The following is a 20723-nucleotide window of genomic DNA, read 5'->3' on the forward strand; positions in this document are numbered from 1 at the left end:
CATGATTAATTCGCCCCGAGTTTGTGTACAGGTGCAAAGCGTCTATATCGAATCGCAATCTTCTCCGCAAGAAGAGCGCTACGTCTTCGCTTATACCGTCACCATTCGCAATCTGGGGCGGACTCAGGTTCAGCTTCTTGGCCGCTACTGGCTTATCACCAATGGGCACGGTCGTGAGACCGAAGTCCAGGGGGAAGGCGTTGTCGGCGAGCAGCCGCATATTCCGGCCGGCGGTGAATACCAATATACCAGCGGCGCGGTCATTGAAACGCCGCTGGGCACCATGCAGGGACATTATGAGATGATCGATGTGAACGGCGCGCCGTTCACCATTGAAATCCCTGTTTTCCGTCTCGCAGTACCCACTCTCATCCATTAAAACAATGTCTACATACCTTATTGGCGACGTTCACGGTTGCTACGATGAACTGATCGCACTATTAGAGCAGGTGGAGTTTAACCCTGAGACTGATACGCTGTGGCTGACGGGCGACCTGGTCGCGCGCGGCCCCGGTTCGCTCGAAGTACTGCGTTTCGTGAAACAGCTTGGCGACAGCGTACGCATCGTGCTGGGCAATCATGACCTGCACCTGCTGGCGGTCTTTGCGGGCATTAGCCGCAATAAACCCAAAGATCGGCTGAAATCGCTGCTTGAGGCGCCGGACGCCGACGATCTGCTCAACTGGCTGCGTCGTCAGCCGATGATGCAAATCGATGAAGAGAAAAAGCTGGTTATGGCCCACGCCGGGATCACGCCGCAGTGGGATCTGGAAACCGCTAAACAGTGCGCACGCGACGTGGAAGCCGTGCTTGCCAGCGACTCCTATCCGTTCTTCCTCGATGCGATGTACGGCGACATGCCGAACAACTGGAGCAACGAACTGAGCGGACTGGCGCGCCTGCGCTTTATCTCTAACGCTTTTACCCGCATGCGCTACTGCTTCCCGAACGGCCAGCTGGATATGTATGCCAAAGAGGCGCCGGAAAATGCGCCCGCGCCGCTCAAGCCGTGGTTTGCGATTCCCGGCCCGGTGGCCAGCGAATACAGCATCGCCTTCGGTCACTGGGCTTCGCTGGAAGGAAAAGGCACGCCGGAAGGTATTTACGCGCTGGATACCGGCTGCTGCTGGGGCGGCGATCTGACCTGCCTGCGCTGGGAAGATAAGACGTACTTCACGCAGCCGTCAAACCGGCAGCCAAATCTTGATGAAGGCGAGGCGATCGCCTCCTGAAGAACGCTGCTCTGAAGAAGCGCTCAGGCTGCTGACACAGTGCGTTGTTGTGAAATTGCCCGGCGGCCTCGCTTGCTCGGGCCTAAGGGGCCATGCACGATCGGCTGATATTTCTGCTTTTCCAGGCCGGGTGAGGCGCGAGCCGCCATCCGGCAGAAACACAATCACATTTTCTATAGTCGTTTTTCATCCTTCCCGGAGCGCTGAAAGAGCGCCAACCCCATCCAGGCATCGTGTCTACATCAAATGGACACAGCCGCTGGCAGACTGGTTATCAATACATCTCTTCAGCCAAAGGCAAGGGGCGGTCTCTCGACCAGCGCGCGTACAGTACCAACGCCGCGTTCACTTCGTCAGAGTCAAAAGTATACAAATGCTCCATCATTTTCTGCGGATCGGCATCTGGCTACTCAATAAAATCCAGTAGCGCCTCAAAATCCTCTTTATTTTTATGAGGCTCACTAATGATATCAAGCAAATGCATATGGCCGGCTGGGCCCCCGCTATCTTCCATCGGGCAACGCATCCTGCCTTCAATACAGCCAAAAGGTGTGGGGATAGCGTCCTCCTTGATGAAGTTTTTATTTTCGAGGACAATTTCATGCACCCAAGCATCACCAAAATCATAGTTATAGATCAGCGAGTTACCGCTTTTCTTGAGGAGTTCATTTAGGCGGGTCAACGCTTCATCTTCATCATCGGCGGATTTAGGCTCTTCAAGCCAGATCGTTTTTTTGAATTTGAAACTATGAAGATGGCAATCTTCCCACCCCATCACAATCTGAATCACATCATGAAGACGATCGAGCGTGATACTTGCGGGCACGACAAAAGAACGCCAGATGGGCGGACTGACATCTTTGAGGGTGATTTTCAACTGATAGAATTTGTTCATGCAAGTCTCCTTTTGATGATCGCCATACATTCAGGATGTCAGCATACACCAAACCCCGGCAACCTTGCGCTACCGGGGTGGAGAGCACTATAACTTAGCGGCGCTCCAGAATCTCGAAGCAGTAACTATGGGAATTCTGCGCATCAGCATCGTGGAACTCGCTGAATACCGACTCCCACTCGTCCGGATCGTAATCCGGGAAATGAGTATCGCCTTCCACTTCCGCATCAATATGGGTCAGATAAAGCTTTTGCGCTTTTGGCAGGAACTGCTCATAAACGCGTCCGCCGCCGATCACCATCATCTCTTCGACGTCGCCGCAGGCGGCGATGGCTTCATCGACCGACTTCACCCACTGCACGCGATCGTCGGTGCCGGGCTGGCTGCTAATAACGATATTTTTACGCCCCGGTAACGGGCGACCGATAGATTCCCAGGTGAGACGCCCCATCACTACCGGTTTGTTTAAGGTATTGCGCTTAAACCAGGCGAGATCGGCAGGCAGATTCCACGGCATGGCATTTTCCATACCAATGACGCGATCTACCGCTAACGCCGCAATCAGACTGATCATTGAATAATTCCCGAATGCAAAAAATTGCCGCCACTATACGGAAAGCGTAATACTTCGTCGACTGGGCGGAGAGTAAAGAATCAGAAAATTTTAAGATTTGCTGGCGAGCCCACGTAAGCCCCGTGAGCCGCCAGACAGGATCTAAATTGAAAACAAAATGTTACTTGTAAAGCTAACGTAACACCCTGAATTCCCCCTTATGCCGGGGGTTTATTTTCCGGCTCATCAGCGATATCACCGGTATGCCTCCCCTCTTCCGTTCCTTGCCAGCCATGACGCTGAACCAGCGATAAATGGTTGCGGTCTTCGTTGATTATTCCGGTCAGCATATCGCTGGTGCGCTTGAATACCGCCACCCGGGAGGCCGCATCGTTTTCCGCCATGGCCACCATCTCTTCGACCATTTGCAGGTTGAAACGGCGGAACAGATCGGCGCGCTCGCGGGCCTCGTAGGCTCCCAGGCCCAGCGCCTCAAGCGTCATACGCCCGGACTTCAGCGCCGCTTCAAAGGTTTCACGCTCCGGCGCCTCAACGCCGGCCTGGCGCAGCTTGATGTAATGATCGACATCGCGGGCGCGGGAGATGATCTGCAGATGCGGGAAATGCTCTTTTGCCAGCTCCGCCAGCTGCAGGTTTGTCTGCGGATCGTCGATGGCGTTAATCAGCACTTCCGCTTTTTCCGCCCCCGCCGACTCCAGCAGGTCAACCCGCGTCGCATCGCCGTAGAACACCTTCATATCAAACTTACGCAGGGTATCGACGTGGTCAGGATCGTGATCGAGAATCACCATCTTCACGCCGCTGGAGAGCAGCACGCGGCCGGCAATCTGCCCGTAGCGGCCAAAGCCAGCAATAATTACCCGCGGCTGCTCTTCGTCAATTTCATCCGCCTCGCGCTCCTGACCGCTGGTGGATTTCTCCAGACGGGTCAGCAACACCAGCAGGATTGGCGTGGCAGCCATCGATAGCGCCACCGCCAGGGTCAGCGCCTTCGCCCATTCGCCGTCCAGGACATCGGCCATCTGCGCCGCGCCGAAGACCACAAAGGCAAATTCACTCCCCTGCCCCAGCAGCACCGCAAACCAACGGCGCTGCGCGCGAGGTACGCCTAACGGCCTGGCGATCAACCACAGCATCAGGGATTTAATCACCAGAAATCCCACCAGCAAAATCAGGATCCGCAGCGGATGAGTCACCAGAGTACCGAAGTCGATAGACATCCCGACGCCGATAAAAAACAGCCCCAGCAGCAGCCCCTTAAACGGTTCAATATCGCTTTCGAGAGCGTGGCGGTACTCCGAGCTCGCCAGCAGCACCCCGGCCAGGAATGCCCCCATCGCCATCGACAGCCCAACCTCTTCCAGCAGCAGCCCGAAGCCAAACACCAGGAACAGGGCCACGGCGCTGAAGACTTCACGCAGGCCGGAGCGCGCAACAAAACGCAGCATCGGCCGGGTCAGATAGCGGCCAAGCACCACCACCAGCGCCAGCGCACCCGCCACTTTCAGGGCCGAGAGTGCAAACGCGCCCAGCGTCGTCGAGCCGCCGCTCGCCGCCAGCAGCGGGATCATCGCCACCAGAGGAATAGCCGCAATATCCTGGAACAGCAGCACCGCAAAGGCGCTCCGGCCCAACTGGGTGACCGTCAGGTTACGCTCGTTCATCGCCTGCATAGCGATCGCCGTTGAAGAGAGCGCCAGCGTCATGCCAATCAGCTCGGCAACCTGCCAGCGCAGACCAAGCGACATGCAGAACAGGCCGATCAGCACGCCGCAGACGACCATCTGCAGCGCCCCGCCGCCGAACACCGAAGCGCGAAGTTTCCACAGGCGCTGGGGATCGAGCTCAAGACCGATAACGAAAAGCATCAGCACCACGCCGATTTCCGCGAAGTGCAGAATCGACTCGGCGTCGGTGACCAGCCGCAGCCCCCACGGGCCAATAATACAGCCGGCAATTAAGTAGCCGAGCACCGACCCTAAGCCCAGACGTACGGCAATCGGCACGATCAGCGCGGCGGAGCCTAAATAGATGAGCGCCTGTATCAGCGTATGGCTATCCATGGTTGTGCGCCTCCTGCCATTCGATTAAGCGTTGCCGATAGCGGCGCGCCTGCGCCTGTAGGGTTTCGTCATCGCAGATAAAAGTGCAATGCATTGCAAACGGCGGTAGCCATGTCATGCCGCAGTAGAGGGCTGTCGCCTGCAGCGGCTGCGCCAGGACGTCGAAACCGGGAAAGGAACCAATATCAAAGTGGCTTTCGCCGCCGCCGGTAGTAACCGCCCACATCAGCGATTTACCGCGCAGCGCGATACCGTTGTGACCGTATGCCCAGCCGTGCGCCAGCACTTTATCCATCCACAGCTTGAGCAGCGGCGGCACGCTGTACCACTGCATCGGATGCTGCCAGATAACCAGATCGGCACGAGCCAGCGCCGCCTGCTCGGCGGCGATATCAATATTAAAGTCAGGATAAAGCTGATAGAGGGAGCGTATCTCTACGCCATCAAGCGTCCCTGCCTGCTCAAGCATCCGCTTATTCGCATGCGAGTGCTGCGGATAAGGGTGCGCATAAATTATGAGGATCATTGATTAGCCTGCGTTAGCTCTTGTTGTAATCAGCAAGAGTGTAGACAGTTAATTGAATCGCTTACAATGATAAGTGTGATTTATCTCTCATTCAGGGCGAGGATCGCTCAGGCAGGGATGACCCCGCGATGCGGGGCCATGAATAACGCTTAGTTATCCAGTTCATCCATCGATTTAACCTGATCGCGATTGATCTGCTCGGTACGACCGGTTTCCGCGTTTTTGTAGGACACCAGACCGGTGTCGTCATCCACCTGGGGTTTGCCATCGGTGACAATAGTTTTGCCATCGGTGGTTTTTAGCGACTGATTAGATGAACAGCCAGCCACGGTGAAAAGCGCAGCAGCGGCAAAAATAGCGGCGGTGAGGGGCTTGTTGTACATGGTGTTTCTCTCCCGTTATTCAGTCATATTCATTATCACCCTAACCACTTTAGGCTAGCTGACTGTCCGGGGAGAGAAAACCAGAACTCTCCGAAGTGGCCTGTTAGCGCCGATCCCTCTGTTTTTGTTCGAAGTTCACCGCCGCGCCGATCAGGTTAGCATCGTTGCGGTATTGGCAGAGCACCACCTGCGGTAAAAATTCTGCTAAATCTTTTTCATTCACCAGCTCGTTCAGGCGCTGCTTGATGCCGTTAAAAATCCTATCGCTGGCGGAGATACCGCCGCCGATAATCAGGCAGTCTGGGTCGTAGCACACCTGCAAATTCAGTAAGCCTGTCGCCATCCAGTGGTAAAACTGCGCCACTTCCTGCTGCGCGATATTGTCGCCCTCCTCGGCCAGGCGAAAGACATCCTCTCCGGAGACGGAGTCAGCCGCCAGCGACATGCGCCGGGCATAACGACGCGCCGTAGCGACGGCGGTTGCCAGTTCGCTAAAGGTTTGCCCCTCGTGCAGGGTCATCATGCCAAATTCCCCGGCGTAGCGATGGCTGCCGTGGCGCAGGACTTTATTGTCGACAATGGCGCCACCGATACCTGAACCGGCAATCACAAACAGTACGCTGTCATACTCGCGGCCCGCGCCCAATGCCGCCTCGGCGATACCCGCCGAGTTGGCGTCGTTCTCAATGCATACCGGCAGTGAAAACAGCCCGGAAAGCTCTTCGACGATGGGAAAGTGATGAATATAGGGAATGGCGCTCAGGCCGCTAATGACCCCGCTCTGAGGATCCACGCACCCAGGAGCACTAATTGAGATCCCATCAATGGCGTAGCGCGACTGAAACTGTTGATAAAGTTCCAATAGCCGATTTTTCATCTCTTCCCAGCTATCAGGCGTCTCAACCGATGCGGTGTCCTTCAGCTCCCCCTGCTGCCAGACGCCATATTTAATCGATGTGCCGCCCCAATCAAACAAAAGTATCGCCATGTCGTTATCCTTGCGTGCGTCATGAAATGGTTTTGTTCCATTAAGGATGAACCCTCTCCCCCTATTTCGCTTTATCGCAACGCAAAAAAAAGCGCCTCCGGCGTTGGCCACCGGAGGCGCTTTTACTGGCAGATGAGATTACTTTTTAATCTGCGCGTGCATTTCCTGCACCGAGGTCACTTTCTCTATCGCGTTGGCATTGAGGGCCATTGCGGTAGCGAAACCGCCGTTCAGCGTGGTGTCGTAGTGCACTTTGTACTGCAGGGCGCTGCGGCGAATCAGCTTGGAGTCTTCAATCGCCTGACGGCCTGCGGTGGTGTTGATGATGTAGGTGTATTCGCCATTCTTGATGCGGTCCTGAATGTGCGGGCGGCCTTCATGCACCTTGTTCACCAGACGCGGGTTGATGCCGGCTTCGCCCAGCACAATCGCAGTACCGTGGGTTGCATCCAGCTCGAAACCAAACTTCAGCAGTTTTGCCGCCAGATCCACCACGCGCTCTTTGTCGCCTTCGCGTACGGAGAGCAACGCGCGTCCCTGTTTCTTCATCGTCGAGTTGCTGCCTAACTGCGCCTTGGCGAACGCTTCCGCGAAGGTGCGGCCAACGCCCATGACTTCGCCGGTAGAGCGCATTTCTGGCCCTAACAGCGGGTCAACGCCCGGGAATTTGTTAAACGGCAGAACCACCTCTTTCACCGAATAGTACGGCGGGATGATCTCTTTAGTGACGCCCTGCTGAGCCAGCGTTTTGCCCGCCATCACGCGCGCCGCGACTTTCGCCAGCGGTACGCCGGTGGCTTTCGAGACAAACGGGACGGTACGCGCCGCGCGCGGGTTGACTTCAATCAGGTAGACTTCGTTGTTTTTGACCGCAAACTGCACGTTCATCAGACCGCGTACCTGCAGCTCAAAGGCCAGCTTCTGCACCTGCTCGCGCATCACATCCTGAATTTCCTGGCTCAGGGTGTAGGCCGGCAGCGAACACGCGGAGTCGCCGGAGTGTACGCCCGCCTGCTCGATATGCTCCATGATGCCGCCAATCAGCACCATTTCGCCGTCGCAGATGGCATCGACGTCAACTTCAACCGCATCGTCAAGGAAGCGGTCCAGCAGCACCGGCGCATCGTTAGAGACGCTGACGGCGGTCTGGAAGTAGCGACGCAGGTCGATTTCGTCGTAGACGATTTCCATCGCGCGGCCGCCGAGAACGTAGGACGGGCGCACCACCAGCGGGTAGCCAATCTCTTTCGCCTTCTCGACCGCCATTTCGATCGCGGTCACGGTGGCGTTCGCCGGCTGCTTCAGCTTCAGGCGGTCAACCGCGTGCTGGAAGCGCTCACGGTCTTCCGCACGGTCGATTGCATCCGGGCTGGTGCCGATAACCGGCACGCCTGCGGCTTCCAGCGCGCGCGCCAGCTTCAGCGGCGTCTGGCCGCCGTACTGCACGATAACGCCTTTCGGCTTCTCAATGCGCACGATTTCCAGCACGTCTTCCAGCGTCACCGGCTCAAAGTAGAGGCGGTCAGAGGTGTCGTAATCGGTAGAGACGGTTTCCGGGTTACAGTTGACCATAATGGTCTCGTAGCCGTCTTCGCGCAGCGCCAGGGAGGCATGGACGCAGCAGTAATCGAACTCGATGCCCTGGCCGATACGGTTCGGGCCGCCGCCGAGCACCATGATTTTATCGCGGTCAACGGACGGATTGGCTTCGCACTCATCTTCATAGGTGGAGTACATATAGGCGGTGTCGGTAGCGAATTCCGCCGCGCAGGTATCCACGCGCTTGTAGACCGGGTGCAGGTCATACTGGTCGCGCAGCTTGCGGATTTCCGCTTCGCGCACGCCAGCCAGCTTCGCCAGACGCGCATCGGCAAAGCCTTTACGCTTGAGCTGACGCAGGAAGTCGGCGTCGAGGCCGGTAATACCGACTTCAGCCACTTTCTCCTCCAGACGCACCAGCTCTTCAATCTGCACCAGGAACCAGCGGTCGATATTGGTCAGGTTGAACACGCCATCAACGGAGAGGCCCGCGCGGAAAGCGTCAGCGATGTACCAGATACGCTCAGCGCCAGCATCTTTCAGTTCGCGGCGGATTTTGGTCAGCGCTTCCGGATCGTCGAGGCTCACTTTCGGGTCGAAGCCGGTGGCGCCCACTTCCAGACCGCGCAGCGCTTTCTGCAGGGATTCCTGCTGGGTGCGGCCAATCGCCATCACTTCGCCCACCGATTTCATCTGGGTGGTCAGACGGTCGTTGGCGCCGACGAATTTTTCAAAGTTGAAGCGTGGGATTTTGGTCACAACGTAGTCGATGGACGGCTCAAACGACGCCGGGGTGCGGCCGCCGGTGATATCGTTCATCAGCTCATCAAGGGTGTAACCGACCGCCAGCTTCGCCGCCACTTTAGCGATCGGGAAGCCGGTGGCTTTCGAGGCCAGCGCCGAGGAGCGGGAGACGCGCGGGTTCATTTCGATAACGATCAGGCGGCCATCTTTCGGGTTCACCGAGAACTGAACGTTGGAACCGCCGGTCTCTACGCCGATTTCACGCAGTACCGCCATCGAGGCGTTACGCATGATTTGGTACTCTTTATCGGTCAGGGTCTGTGCCGGCGCGACGGTGATAGAGTCGCCGGTGTGGATGCCCATTGCGTCGAAGTTTTCAATAGAGCAGACGATGATGCAGTTGTCGTTTTTATCACGCACCACTTCCATCTCGTACTCTTTCCAGCCAATCAGCGACTCATCAATGAGCAGCTCATTCGTCGGCGAGAGATCCAGACCGCGTTCGCAGATTTCTTCGAACTCTTCGCGGTTGTAGGCGATACCGCCGCCGGTGCCGCCCATAGTAAAGGAAGGACGGATGATGCACGGGAAGCCAACTTCAGCGGCAACCGCCAGCGCTTCTTCCATGGTATGTGCGATCCCGGAACGCGCAGTGTCGAGGCCAATTTTCTTCATTGCCACGTCGAAACGGCGGCGGTCTTCCGCTTTATCAATCGCGTCGGCGGTCGCGCCAATCATGGTCACGCCGAACTCGGCCAGCACGCCCTGACGCTCCAGCTCCAGCGCGCAGTTCAGCGCCGTCTGGCCGCCCATGGTCGGCAGAACCGCATCCGGACGCTCTTTCTCAATGATCTTGCGCACCACTTCCCAGTGAATCGGCTCGATGTAGGTAGCATCGGCCATTTCCGGGTCGGTCATGATGGTGGCCGGGTTAGAGTTCACCAGAATGACGCGGTAGCCCTCTTCGCGCAGCGCTTTACACGCCTGGGCGCCGGAGTAGTCAAATTCACACGCCTGACCGATAACAATCGGGCCCGCGCCCAGAATCAGGATGCTTTTTATATCTGTACGTTTTGGCATGGCTCTCTTAACTCCTGATTATTTCGCGGACTGACGGTACTGCTTAATTAACTCGATAAAATGGTCGAACAGCGGTGCGGCATCGTGCGGGCCGGGGCTCGCCTCCGGGTGTCCCTGGAAGCTGAACGCCGGTTTGTCAGTACGATGAATCCCCTGCAGGGTGCCGTCGAACAGCGACTTATGGGTGACGCGCAGGTTGGCCGGCATAGACGCTTCATCCACCGCGAAACCGTGGTTCTGCGCGGTGATCATCACCACGTTGTTATCAATATCTTTTACCGGATGGTTGCCGCCGTGGTGGCCGAACTTCATCTTCACGGTCTTCGCGCCGCTCGCCAGCGCCAGCAGCTGGTGGCCGAGGCAGATGCCGAATACAGGAACGCTGGTTTCCAGAAACTTCTCAATCGCGTCGATAGCGTAGTCACAAGGCGCCGGGTCGCCGGGACCGTTGGACAGGAAGATCCCGTCCGGATTCATCTTCAGCACCTCTTCGGCAGGAGTCTTAGCCGGAACCACCGTCAGACGGCAGCCGCGGTCTACCAGCATGCGCAAAATGTTGCGCTTGGCGCCGAAATCGTAGGCCACCACGTGAAACGGCAGCTCGCTTTCCGCTTTGGCTTCCGGCAGGTCACCCGCAAGGGTCCAGCTTCCCTGCGTCCAGCTGTAGGTTTCTGCGGTGGTTACTTCCTTCGCCAGATCCATACCGTTAAGGCCCGGGAACGCTTTTGCCTTTTCCAGCGCCAGCTGCGCATCCGGGCTATCGCCGGCGATGATGCAGCCGTTCTGCGCGCCTTTTTCACGCAGCAGGCGGGTCAGCTTACGGGTGTCGATATCGGCAATCGCTACAATGTTATGGCGCTTCAGATAAGAAGAGAGGTCTTCGGTATTGCGGAAGTTGCTGGCAATCAGCGGCAGATCGCGAATGACCAGACCCTGCGCGTGTACCTGAGAAGATTCTTCATCGGCGGCATTGGTGCCGACATTGCCGATATGGGGATAAGTTAGAGTGACGATTTGGCGGGAATAGGAAGGATCAGTGAGGATTTCTTGATAACCGGTCATTGAAGTATTGAAAACGACTTCCCCAACCGCCGTGCCGGTAGCCCCAATGGCCCGACCGTGAAACTGGGTTCCGTCTTCCAGAACCAATAGCGCTGACTTAATCAAAACACCCTCCAGAGAATATCCACTCACTTTATTTGCATATTAATTCATAATGTAGATCTGAATCAATGCAAATCTGTTGCCCGCAGAATTTTGGCAAACGGCGGCATTCTGGAGAGATGGCGGGTAAAAGTCAACTTAAAGCGGATATTTTTAATCTTGTTTCAGGCGACTACTCTGTAATCTCTGCTTTAAGCGGCAAAAAGATCAACTAACTCGCCTGGGAAAACGCTTGCGGAGGCGCAAGAGTGTAAAAACTGCGCTCAAGGTGTAAAAAAGTGGACCGGATGGTCAAAATTTACAATAAAACAACAAAATCAGGGTGGATAATGTATTTTTTTGGAGAGTTCATCCAATAAAAATCGCAAAAATCAAAAAATAAAAAAGGGCAATAAAGTATTGCCCCTTGCAATCAATTACTTATTGAAAGCAATAACCACATCACGATGGGTAATAATCGTTATAAAGAGTTCAATTCAAGCACATCACGCATATCAAAAAGACCATTTTTCTTGCCTTTTAGCCATAATGAAGAGCGAACGGCACCATTTGCAAAAGTCATCCGGCTGGAAGCCTTATGGCTGATTTCAATACGTTCGCCGATATCCGCAAACATCGCCGTATGTTCGCCGACGATATCCCCGGCGCGCACGGTTGCAAAGCCGATGGTGCCGGGAACGCGTTCACCGGTATAGCCTTCGCGACTGTATACCGCGCACTCCTTCAGATCTTTATCCAGCGCGCCGGCAATCGCCTCGCCCATCGCCAGCGCCGTACCTGATGGCGCGTCGACTTTATGGCGATGATGCGCTTCAATAATCTCAATATCGGTATAGTCGCCCATCACCTTCGCCGCTTTCTCCAGCAGCTTAAGCATAACGTTAACGCCAACGCTAAAGTTGGCGGCAAAGACGATGGCGATCTCCTGCGACGCCTCGCGAATGGCCTGCTTCCCGGCGTCGTCAAAACCGGTGGTGCCGATAACCATGCCTTTACCATGTTGACGGCAAAAAGCGAGATGGTTCAGCGTGCCTTCCGGACGGGTGAAATCGATGAAGACATCGAAATCGTCTTTTACCGCCTCAAGGCTGCTCTGCACCACCACCCCTGACTTGCCCGCGCCCGCCAGTTCGCCCGCATCGCTGCCGAGCAGCGAGGAACCTTCGCGCTCCAGCGCCGCGCCAAGCGCCGCGCCTTCCATCTGCTGTACCGCCTGAATTAACTGGCGTCCCATCCGGCCGCCCGCGCCCGCGATGGCCACGCGGATATGTGCATCATGCATAGCTATTCTCTTTTGTTAACACTACGTAAATTGTTTTCAGAGTAACCAGCCCAACGATGAGCCGCTACTCAAAAACACCGATAATTAGAAATTTATGACAAACTGCCGCCGATATCAGTAAAAACTATACGATTATGCCGGGAATCGGCCATTGGGCAGAGAGAAGGAATGAACAAATGGGGCTGGAACCCCGGTTCAGCCATGTGCAGGTCAATCCGGGGTCAGCTATCGATGAAAAACCGGGCAATTAATGCAGGAACATCTCCCCGGCAGGAAAACCAGACAGGAACCAGGTTACCGCCAGCAGGTCAGCGCTGCCGCCAGGGCTAAGATGGCGAACAATCAGTTCATCATCCAGCTGGCGCAGCGCTTCCAGCCCGCCATCGGCCAGCACTCCGCCTTCCCACAGCAGCTTTTGCGCCTGCTGCTGAACAAAATTCAGCCCTTCCAGCCCACCGCGCGATACCAGATTGGTATCGTCATTCCAGGCCATCAGATGCAGCAGGGTCTGCAATAACGCCAGATTGGCGTCGCCGGTATTCGCCATGACGCGATTGAATACCGGCATCGCCTGAGTGCGCACGGTGTGAAAGCCACTTTCCGCTTCGCCTCTGGCGCCGGAGAGCCCGTAGCGCAGGAAATGCCCTTCGCCTTTGCTCACCTTCTTTCCTTCAGAGGAGGAGAGCTCGCGCGCCACCAGGCCGCGACAGAATCGGGCCACCTGATCGCAAACCCGATGCTGTTCAACCGGCTCCCCTCTGGCAACCAGTCTTCCCGCCGCCGCGCAGAGCAGGCCAAAAGCGAAGATCGCGCCGCGATGGGTGTTCACCCCGCCGGTGGCTTCCAGCATATCCGTCTCGCAGGCCATGCCCACCGGACGCAGCATCGTCAACACCTGTTCCGGCGTGATATTGGCGGTGTCGTGTCCCATAATGAAAAACTTCTCCATCCACGGGGCGACAACCGCCGTACTGGCCTCAAAGGTGGCCAGATCCATATCCCGATGCGCGCCGGCATTACGAATATCCACCAGACCCGGCTTCGGCGTCAGGCGAACTTCAGTCAGTAGCGCCCGTCCCACGCGAGAAACCATCTCCTCAGCCGTCACCGTTTGACGGCTCAATGGCCGATGCTGGCTTATTATCACTTCGCTCATGCCTTTCTCCTCAGCGCGTTTAACCAGCGGTTTTAACCTGACGAATCACGTCGATCACCGAACCATCGCGATAGCGCACCACGGCCACGACCCGATCGGTGAATTCGATCGGATCAGGCTTGCCGGTCAACAGTTCGGCGCGCTGCTGTAGCTCTTCGATGGTCATGAGCTGGATGCCCGCGTTACGCAGGTTATCAATCAGGTCCTGACGCGCCGGGTTAACGGCAATACCGTGGTCGGTCACCAGCACATCCACGCTGGCCCCCGGCGTGACGCGAGTCAGGACTTTCTCCACCACGCACGGAATACGCCCACGCACCAGCGGCGCGGTGATAATGGTTAAATCCGCTCCTGCCGCCGTATCGCTATGGCCGCCGGACGCCCCGCGCAGGACACCGTTGGAGCCGGTCATCACGTTAACGTTAAACCCGGTGTCGATTTCCAGCGCGCTGAGCATCACCACATTCAGGCGTTCGCAGGAGATTCCTTTCGAACCGGGATTGGCGTACTGATTAGCGGAAATTTCGATATGATTAGGGTTGTTCGCCAGCGAACGGGCGGCATCGCCGTCGAAAGATTGGGTATCCAGCAGCGCTTTGATCAAGCCCTTTTCATGCAGATCGACCATCGTGCCGGTAATCCCGCCCAAACCAAAGCTGGCGGTGATATTGTTACGACGCATCTTATCTTCGAGGAAGCGGGTTACCGCCAGCGATGCGCCGCCGGTACCGGTTTGTAAAGAGAAGCCCTCTTTGAAGTAGCCCGAATGTTCGATGACTTTAGCCGCCTGGCGGGCGATCAGCAGCTCGCGTGGGTTGCTGGTCAGACGGATCGCGCCAGCGGTGATTTTCGCCGGATCGCCGACTTCATCAACCTGCACGATCAGATCCACCTGATCCTGGGCGATGCTGGCCGGATAGTTCGGATAATCCACCCACTCTTCGGTCAGCAGCACCACGCATCTGGCGGCATCGGCATCCACTTTGGCGTAACCCAGCGAGCCGCAGCGGGATTTACCGCTAAAGCCGTTGGCGTTGCCATATTCATCGCAGCACGGCACGCCGAGGAACGCCACGTCAATGGTTAGCTCACCGGTTTGCACTAAATACGCCCGGCCGCCGTGGGAATGGATTTGTACCGGGTTTTCCATCAGCCCGGCGGAGATCTCTTCCCCCAGCTTCCCGCGCAGACCGGAGGTGTAAATCTGCCGGATCACGCCGTTTTTTATGTGCTCGATCAGCGGCCAGTGGGCGTCGATCAGCGAGCTTGAGGCCAGCGTCAGATCGCGAAAGCCCATTTCAGCCAGCTTCGCCACCACCATATTGACCACCTTGTCACCGCCGCGAAACGCGTGATGGAAGGAGATGGTCATACCGTTTTGCAGCCCGGAGCGGCGAATCGCCTCCTCCAGCGAAGCGCAGACTTTACGCTGCCGCTTTTCGCTTTCACTGGCCAGCCACGGACTCTTCGCCGTTACCCCTGCGTAAGGTTCTAATCCTTCCGGCATGACGTACTGTTGATTAAGCATTGCCACGGTCTCTTTCATTATTTCCTCCTTAATCACGAATGCCGGAAGCCGACAGCGCCACGACTTTGCGCGCATGATCGATAATCGGTCCATCTATCATCTTGCCGTTTAGCGAGACCACGCCGAGTCCGCGTTCTTCCGCCTCTTCCGCCGCCGCGATGACGTCCCGCGCATGCTCAACTTCTTTCAGCGTTGGGGCATAAACCTGGTGCAGCAGCTCAATCTGGCGCGGGTTAACCAGCGATTTGCCGTTAAAGCCGAGATTTTTCGCCAGATTCGCTTCCGCGAGGAAACCCTCTTCATTGTTAATGTCCGACCACACGACGTCATAGGCCGCGATTCCGGCGACGCGGGCCGCGTGCAGCACCGCGCAGCGGGCGTAGAACAGCTCCGTGCCGTCGCCGCGGCAGGTCCCCATATCCATGACGTAGTCGAAGGCCGCCAGCGCAATGGCCGACAGACGCGGACTGGCGCGGGCGATTTCTACCGCGTTCACCACGCCCAGCGCCGACTCAATCGCCGCCATTAATTTGGTGCTGCCCACCTCCCGGCCGCACTCGCGCTCAATACGTTCGACGTGAGCCTCCAGCTCATGAATATCTTCTTTGCTATCGGTTTTCGGCAGACGCACCATGTCGACACCTGCCCGCACCACCGCCTCAAGGTCGGCAAGGCCGAACGGCGTGCTGAGCGGGTTAATACGCACCACGGTTTCCACATCCCGGTAGAGCGGATGCTGGAGCGCATGATGCACCAGCAGGCGAGCGGTATCTTTTTCTCGTAGCGAGACGGCGTCTTCGAGGTCAAACATCACCGCGTCAGCGCCGTAGACAAAAGAGGTGCTTAACATCGCGGCGTTGGCGCCGGGGATAAACAGCATACTGCGACGAGGTTTCATAGCTGGCTCCATTGCGGTTGAGATTGTTGCGCCGCGCGCAGCGCTGCGGCCTGGACGCGAGCCTTCAGCACGCATTCGAGCGCGCCTTTATCATCGACGACGACGTTCGCCCGGGTAACGCCAAGCTGGGTCAGCGTCTCTCTGACGACGCGTTCAATCGCCGCGCCAAACTGCTGCTTCACAATGCTGTCGATTTCAAGCTGAATACCTGGCTCATTCGCAGGCCCAATCCTGACCATCACATCGCTGGACTCCAGCGTGCCGGCCAGGGCGTCAATCATCATTTCCATAGAGGCTGATCCTTAGTTATGGCGGTAAAATCAGGCGGTCTGGCGTTCGCTTTCCGCCAGATGCATCAGAAAAGCGAGCGTTCCCGGCGGTACCAGCGGCTCGATAGCCGACCACTGGCGCTGCTGATACAGCTTGCGCACCCGGGAAGCGGAAATCGGCGCGCCCTCTTTCTCAACCCGCGCCAGCTCAACCACTTCAATGGTCGGCGCGTCGCCGGGCGCTTCCAGCAGCTGTCGCATACGCAGGTTGTAATTACGGGTTAATTCGCACAGCGGTTCGCTGCCGACAAAGCGGTGGGTGACCCCCAGCGCCGGAGCTAAATGTTCGCGAAACAGCTGCAGATCGATCTGGCAGTGGCAATCGTCAACCACGCCTTTGTCTTTCAGGAAGTAGCCGGGGAAAGTGGCGCGCGAGATCAGATAGGACGATCCCGGATGCAGGGTCACGTTATCGATCCCGGCGATCCCCTGCTCGATCAGCGCCACGCGATCCTGGTAGCTGAAAAATGAAGCATCTTCCTTCACCACGAAAAGATGCAGCCAGTCGCACTGGCGAGCGGCTTGCTCCACCAGCCAGCGATGCCCCAGCGTAAAGGGATTGGCGTTCATTACGATGGCGCCGATTTTTTCTCCGGGCTGGCGATACATCCTGAGCTGGCGGCAATAGCGGGTCAGGCGTTCGCGGCTGTTCTCCATCAAAACGGCCCTGTCGCCCGCACGGGCGATAGGCCAGAAACCGGCGCAGGAAAAGAGCGCCGCGTTATAAGGTTTAGTGAACAGAAACAGCTCGCTGCGGCCCAGCTCATACGCCAGGGTCATCAGTTCAGTCAGCAGCTTCAGGCTAAGCCCTTCTCCCTGCAGCGACGGGTCGACGGCAATGCACTTCAGCACGCATCCGGCAATCGCGCCGCAGCCAACAATGCGCCGCTGGTACTCGGCGACAATCACTATTTCGCAATCCGCCTCGAGCGAGAGCTGATGCTGATGAAGAAAGAGGTCAACGGCCTCTCGCCGCCGGGGATCTTTCTGTACCACGACGCGTTTTAATATCAGATTCATTTTTTTCGCGCTTCATTGACCAAAACGAGCTATATTTCGCCACCGTTCCCGTAGCGGTTCTTTTATTTGAATCACACTTTTCCCCGTACCTTAATTTGCTTTATGGTTTTTATGTTGTTAATTAATTCAGAAGAATAAAAACAATTAAATTAATTAAAAACACGACTAATCAGTGAACGTAATCACATATCGCCGTAGCGCATCTTTATTATTATGCCGCCGTCCTATTATTGCTTTTTCTAACGGCATTATTCCTTTTTTTAACAGGGTGACGTCATATGACTAATATGAGCCAGGCTCCTTCGACGGAGAAAAATGGTGTAAGTGAACTGCTGAAGTTTAAAATCTTCGGCATGCCGCTTCCGCTATACGCGTTTGCGTTAATCACTTTACTACTTTCACATTTTTATAACGCGCTGCCGACCGACATTGTTGGCGGCTTCGCCATCATGTTTATTATCGGCGCCATCTTTGGCGAAATTGGCAAACGGCTGCCGATATTTAATAAATATATTGGCGGCGCGCCGGTGATGATCTTCCTCGTAGCCGCTTATTTCGTTTACGCAGGCATTTTTACCCAAAAAGAAATTGATGCAATCACTAATGTGATGGATAAAAGCAACTTCCTGAACTTATTCATCGCAGTTTTGATAACTGGCGCAATTCTCTCGGTTAACCGTAAACTGCTGTTGAAATCGCTGCTGGGTTATATTCCGACGATCCTTATGGGGATCCTCGGCGCATCTATCTTCGGGATTATCATCGGCCTGTGCTTCGGTATTTCCGTAGACCGCATCATGATGCTGTACGTTCTGCCGATTATGGGCGGCGGCAACGGCGCAGGCGCGGTTCCGCTGTCCGAAATTTATCACTCCGTCACCGGCCGCTCCCGTGAAGAGTACTACTCCACCGCGATTGCCATTCTGACCATCGCCAATATCTTCGCCATCGTTTTTGCCGCACTGCTCGATATTATCGGTAAAAAACACACCTGGCTGAGCGGGGAAGGCGAACTGGTACGTAAAGCCTCCTTTAAAGTCGATGATGATGAAAAAGCAGGCCAGATTACCCATCGCGAAACGGCGGTCGGCCTGGTGCTCGCCACCACCTGTTTCCTGCTGGCCTACGTCATTGCCAAGAAAATTTTGCCAAGCATTGGCGGTGTCTCAATCCACTATTTCGCCTGGATGGTGCTGATCGTCGCGGCGCTGAATGCTTCCGGCCTCTGCTCGCCGGAGATCAAAGCCGGGGCCAAACGCCTGTCTGACTTCTTCTCTAAGCAGCTGCTGTGGGTACTGATGGTCGGCGTCGGCGTGTGCTACACCGACCTGCAGGAAATTATCGACGCGATTACCTTCGCGAACGTCATCATCGCTGCGGTAATCGTTGTAGGTGCTGTCGTCGGGGCGGCCGTCGGCGGCTGGATGATTGGCTTCTTCCCGATCGAATCCGCCATCACCGCAGGCCTGTGCATGGCTAACCGCGGCGGCTCAGGCGACCTGGAAGTGCTCTCTGCCTGTAACCGTATGAATCTTATCTCTTATGCGCAAATCTCCTCCCGTCTGGGCGGCGGTATTGTGCTGGTCATCGCCAGCATTGTGTTCGGCATGATGATGTAACCAACACGCACGATGGCGATGTTTGAGCGTCAACCACAGCGATGCCAATTAGGGGCCAGAGCCGGGGGCGGCTTCGGGAAATCCACCCTACTCCTTAGCCGGAAGTATCGTTTGGTTAGCCTTCAAACACGCCGTCGTGCCCTTACTTTAGGGTCTTTCAATGACTGAAGCTGTACTGCTGGGTGAAGGCTTCACCCTGATGTTCCTCGGCATGGGGTTCGTGCTGGCGTTTCTGTTTCTGCTGATTTTCGCCATCCAGGGCATGTCCGCCGCCGTCAACCGCTTCTTCCCCGAACCGGCTGTCGCGCCGAAGGCGGCACCTGCGCCCGCCGCCGCGCACGCTGACGATTTCGCCCGCTTAAAGCCGGTGATTGCCGCCGCTCTCCACCACCATCGCCGACTTAACCCTTAATTCTCGGAGGAATCCATGACCGTTGCCATTACCGATGTCGTCCTGCGCGACGCCCACCAGTCCCTTTTCGCCACCCGCCTGCGCCTCGACGATATGCTGCCGGTTGCCGCTCAGCTCGACGACGCGGGCTACTGGTCCCTTGAATGCTGGGGCGGCGCCACCTTTGACGCCTGCATCCGCTTCCTCGGCGAGGACCCCTGGGTCCGCCTGCGCGAGCTCAAAAAGGCCATGCCGAAGACCCCCCTGCAGATGCTGCTCCGCGGCCAGAACCTGCTCGGCTACCGCCACTACGCCGATGACGTGGTGGAGCGCTTCACTGAGCGCGCCGTCAAAAACGGCATGGACGTGTTCCGCGTCTTCGACGCCATGAACGACCCGCGCAATATGAAAGCCGCCCTGCAGGCGGTGCGCAGCCACGGCGCTCATGCCCAGGGGACGCTCTCCTACACCACCAGTCCGGCGCACACGCTACAGACCTGGCTTGACCTGACCGAACAGCTGCTGGAAACCGGCGTCGATTCCATTGCGATTAAAGACATGTCCGGCATTCTCACCCCGATGGCCGCCTTTGAGCTGGTGAGTGAAATCAAAAAACGCTACGACGTGAAGCTGCACCTGCATGCTCATGCCACCACCGGGATGGCGGAGATGGCCCTGCTGAAGGCGATTGAAGCGGGGGTTGACGGCGTCGATACCGCGATTTCGTCCATGAGCGCCACCTACGGCCACCCGGCCACCGAGGCGCTGGTGGCGACGCTGGCGGGCACAGAGTACGACACCGGGCTGGATATCCTCAGGCTGGAGAGCATCGCGGCGTACTTCCGCGAGGTGCGCAAAAAATACCACGCCTTCGAAGGCCAGCTGAAGGGCACCGACAGCCGTATCCTCGTGGCCCAGGTGCCGGGCGGGATGCTCACCAACCTTGAGGGCCAGCTGAAGCAGCAGAACGCCGCCCACCGTCTGGATGAGGTGCTGGCGGAAATCCCCCGCGTGCGTGAGGACCTCGGCTTCATCCCGCTGGTCACCCCGACCTCGCAGATTGTCGGCACCCAGGCGGTGCTGAACGTGCTGACCGGCGAGCGCTACAAAACCATCGCGAAGGAGACTGCCGGCATTCTGAAGGGCGAATACGGCCACACCCCGGTGCCGGTGAATGCGGCATTGCAGGCCCGCGTGCTCGACGGCGCAGAAGCCATCACCTGCCGCCCGGCGGACCTGCTGAAGCCGGAGCTGGCGCAGCTGGAAGCCGATGTTAAACGTCAGGCGCAGGAGAAGGGCATCGTTCTGGCGG

At 56.9% G+C, this 20723-nt stretch carries 19 protein-coding genes; 5 read left to right on the top strand and 14 right to left on the bottom strand.

All coding sequences use genetic code 11. The features are described from left to right. Position 1 precedes the first annotated feature (1 nt). Positions 2 to 379 carry a Co2+/Mg2+ efflux protein ApaG gene (gene apaG, locus K2184_RS18040; protein WP_004108227.1) on the top strand — a complete coding sequence of 126 codons (378 nt, stop codon included), beginning with the start codon at positions 2 to 4 and terminating at the stop codon, positions 377 to 379. A gap of 4 nt (positions 380 to 383) precedes the next feature. Continuing rightward, complete coding sequence (apaH, locus tag K2184_RS18045) at positions 384 to 1232, top strand: bis(5'-nucleosyl)-tetraphosphatase (symmetrical) ApaH (protein ID WP_004108229.1); 849 nt, start codon at positions 384 to 386, stop codon at positions 1230 to 1232. Between the two features lie 406 nt (positions 1233 to 1638). Here the strand turns inward: apaH and K2184_RS18050 are convergent, their stop codons facing one another. The 14 genes from K2184_RS18050 to citC form a co-directional block, all read right to left on the bottom strand. After that, a complete protein-coding gene (locus K2184_RS18050) occupies positions 1639 to 2127 on the bottom strand; it encodes a plasmid pRiA4b ORF-3 family protein (RefSeq protein WP_224261041.1) in 489 nt (162 codons plus the stop codon). A gap of 94 nt (positions 2128 to 2221) precedes the next feature. Beyond that, positions 2222 to 2701 carry a type 3 dihydrofolate reductase gene (gene folA / locus K2184_RS18055; protein ID WP_004108231.1) on the bottom strand — a complete coding sequence of 160 codons (480 nt, stop codon included), beginning with the start codon at positions 2699 to 2701 and terminating at the stop codon, positions 2222 to 2224. A 197-nt stretch (positions 2702 to 2898) separates the two neighbouring features. Further along, the gene (gene kefC, locus K2184_RS18060; RefSeq protein WP_004108233.1) at positions 2899 to 4764 is read right to left on the bottom strand and encodes a glutathione-regulated potassium-efflux system protein KefC; all 1866 of its coding nucleotides are present in this window, start codon (positions 4762 to 4764) and stop codon (positions 2899 to 2901) included. After that, positions 4757 to 5290: a glutathione-regulated potassium-efflux system oxidoreductase KefF gene (gene kefF / locus K2184_RS18065; protein WP_004108234.1), complete on the bottom strand. Its 534-nt coding sequence runs from the start codon at positions 5288 to 5290 to the stop codon at positions 4757 to 4759. Before kefF ends, kefC begins: the two co-directional genes overlap by 8 nt. 149 nt (positions 5291 to 5439) lie before the next feature. Continuing rightward, on the bottom strand, positions 5440 to 5673 hold the full coding sequence (locus tag K2184_RS18070) for a YgdI/YgdR family lipoprotein (RefSeq protein ID WP_004108236.1): 234 nt from the start codon (positions 5671 to 5673) through the stop codon (positions 5440 to 5442). Positions 5674 to 5776: 103 nt separating this feature from the next. Beyond that, positions 5777 to 6661 carry an ROK family protein gene (locus K2184_RS18075; RefSeq protein WP_004108238.1) on the bottom strand — a complete coding sequence of 295 codons (885 nt, stop codon included), beginning with the start codon at positions 6659 to 6661 and terminating at the stop codon, positions 5777 to 5779. A gap of 138 nt (positions 6662 to 6799) precedes the next feature. Continuing rightward, positions 6800 to 10024: a carbamoyl-phosphate synthase large subunit gene (gene carB / locus K2184_RS18080; protein WP_004108241.1), complete on the bottom strand. Its 3225-nt coding sequence runs from the start codon at positions 10022 to 10024 to the stop codon at positions 6800 to 6802. 18 nt (positions 10025 to 10042) lie between these two features. Continuing rightward, entirely contained in the window at positions 10043 to 11191 is a 1149-nt protein-coding gene (carA, locus tag K2184_RS18085; RefSeq protein WP_017145012.1) for a glutamine-hydrolyzing carbamoyl-phosphate synthase small subunit, read from the bottom strand. A gap of 457 nt (positions 11192 to 11648) precedes the next feature. Beyond that, on the bottom strand, positions 11649 to 12470 hold the full coding sequence (dapB, locus tag K2184_RS18090) for a 4-hydroxy-tetrahydrodipicolinate reductase (protein WP_163524570.1): 822 nt from the start codon (positions 12468 to 12470) through the stop codon (positions 11649 to 11651). A gap of 247 nt (positions 12471 to 12717) precedes the next feature. Then, complete coding sequence (citG, locus tag K2184_RS18095; RefSeq protein ID WP_371297967.1) at positions 12718 to 13563, bottom strand: triphosphoribosyl-dephospho-CoA synthase CitG; 846 nt, start codon at positions 13561 to 13563, stop codon at positions 12718 to 12720. Between the two features lie 82 nt (positions 13564 to 13645). Beyond that, positions 13646 to 15172 (bottom strand): citrate lyase subunit alpha, encoded by a 1527-nt coding sequence (gene citF / locus K2184_RS18100; RefSeq protein WP_004108265.1) that lies wholly within the window; start codon positions 15170 to 15172, stop codon positions 13646 to 13648. Positions 15173 to 15182: 10 nt separating this feature from the next. Further along, the gene (gene citE / locus K2184_RS18105) at positions 15183 to 16052 is read right to left on the bottom strand and encodes a citrate (pro-3S)-lyase subunit beta (protein WP_004108268.1); all 870 of its coding nucleotides are present in this window, start codon (positions 16050 to 16052) and stop codon (positions 15183 to 15185) included. Continuing rightward, positions 16049 to 16342, bottom strand: coding sequence for a citrate lyase acyl carrier protein (gene citD / locus K2184_RS18110; protein WP_004108271.1), 294 nt, complete (start codon positions 16340 to 16342; stop codon positions 16049 to 16051). The genes citE and citD overlap by 4 nt, the downstream gene beginning before the upstream one ends. Before the next feature lie 30 nt (positions 16343 to 16372). Beyond that, positions 16373 to 17401, bottom strand: a complete 1029-nt coding sequence (citC, locus tag K2184_RS18115) for a [citrate (pro-3S)-lyase] ligase (protein ID WP_032745292.1) — start codon at positions 17399 to 17401, stop codon at positions 16373 to 16375. 278 nt (positions 17402 to 17679) lie between these two features. Here citC and citS point away from each other — a divergent pair, with 278 nt between their 5' ends. The 3 genes from citS to oadA all read left to right on the top strand — a co-directional run. Then, positions 17680 to 19020, top strand: a complete 1341-nt coding sequence (gene citS / locus K2184_RS18120; protein WP_004108277.1) for a citrate/sodium symporter CitS — start codon at positions 17680 to 17682, stop codon at positions 19018 to 19020. A 160-nt stretch (positions 19021 to 19180) separates the two neighbouring features. Continuing rightward, on the top strand, positions 19181 to 19432 hold the full coding sequence (locus tag K2184_RS18125) for an oxaloacetate decarboxylase subunit gamma (protein ID WP_023320313.1): 252 nt from the start codon (positions 19181 to 19183) through the stop codon (positions 19430 to 19432). Between the two features lie 15 nt (positions 19433 to 19447). Next, the coding region (oadA, locus tag K2184_RS18130) for a sodium-extruding oxaloacetate decarboxylase subunit alpha (RefSeq protein ID WP_439237770.1) at positions 19448 to 20723 on the top strand (1276 nt) is incomplete at its 3' end.

The organism is Klebsiella sp. K5-306 (genome assembly GCF_051835185.1).
In the GTDB taxonomy this organism is placed as follows: domain Bacteria; phylum Pseudomonadota; class Gammaproteobacteria; order Enterobacterales; family Enterobacteriaceae; genus Klebsiella; species Klebsiella oxytoca.

Excerpts from the sequence above, each read along its gene's own strand:
- apaG (WP_004108227.1), top strand. The coding sequence starts at position 2 with ATGATTAATTCGCCCCGAGTTTGTGTACAGGTGCAAAGCGTCTATATC.
- apaH (WP_004108229.1), top strand. The coding sequence starts at position 384 with ATGTCTACATACCTTATTGGCGACGTTCACGGTTGCTACGATGAACTG.
- K2184_RS18050 (WP_224261041.1), bottom strand. The coding sequence starts at position 2,127 with ATGAACAAATTCTATCAGTTGAAAATCACCCTCAAAGATGTCAGTCCG.
- folA (WP_004108231.1), bottom strand. The coding sequence starts at position 2,701 with ATGATCAGTCTGATTGCGGCGTTAGCGGTAGATCGCGTCATTGGTATG.
- kefC (WP_004108233.1), bottom strand. The coding sequence starts at position 4,764 with ATGGATAGCCATACGCTGATACAGGCGCTCATCTATTTAGGCTCCGCC.
- kefF (WP_004108234.1), bottom strand. The coding sequence starts at position 5,290 with ATGATCCTCATAATTTATGCGCACCCTTATCCGCAGCACTCGCATGCG.
- K2184_RS18070 (WP_004108236.1), bottom strand. The coding sequence starts at position 5,673 with ATGTACAACAAGCCCCTCACCGCCGCTATTTTTGCCGCTGCTGCGCTT.
- K2184_RS18075 (WP_004108238.1), bottom strand. The coding sequence starts at position 6,661 with ATGGCGATACTTTTGTTTGATTGGGGCGGCACATCGATTAAATATGGC.
- carB (WP_004108241.1), bottom strand. The coding sequence starts at position 10,024 with ATGCCAAAACGTACAGATATAAAAAGCATCCTGATTCTGGGCGCGGGC.
- dapB (WP_163524570.1), bottom strand. The coding sequence starts at position 12,470 with ATGCATGATGCACATATCCGCGTGGCCATCGCGGGCGCGGGCGGCCGG.
- citG (WP_371297967.1), bottom strand. The coding sequence starts at position 13,563 with ATGGTTTCTCGCGTGGGACGGGCGCTACTGACTGAAGTTCGCCTGACG.
- citF (WP_004108265.1), bottom strand. The coding sequence starts at position 15,172 with ATGAAAGAGACCGTGGCAATGCTTAATCAACAGTACGTCATGCCGGAA.
- citE (WP_004108268.1), bottom strand. The coding sequence starts at position 16,052 with ATGAAACCTCGTCGCAGTATGCTGTTTATCCCCGGCGCCAACGCCGCG.
- citD (WP_004108271.1), bottom strand. The coding sequence starts at position 16,342 with ATGGAAATGATGATTGACGCCCTGGCCGGCACGCTGGAGTCCAGCGAT.
- citC (WP_032745292.1), bottom strand. The coding sequence starts at position 17,401 with ATGAATCTGATATTAAAACGCGTCGTGGTACAGAAAGATCCCCGGCGG.
- citS (WP_004108277.1), top strand. The coding sequence starts at position 17,680 with ATGACTAATATGAGCCAGGCTCCTTCGACGGAGAAAAATGGTGTAAGT.
- K2184_RS18125 (WP_023320313.1), top strand. The coding sequence starts at position 19,181 with ATGACTGAAGCTGTACTGCTGGGTGAAGGCTTCACCCTGATGTTCCTC.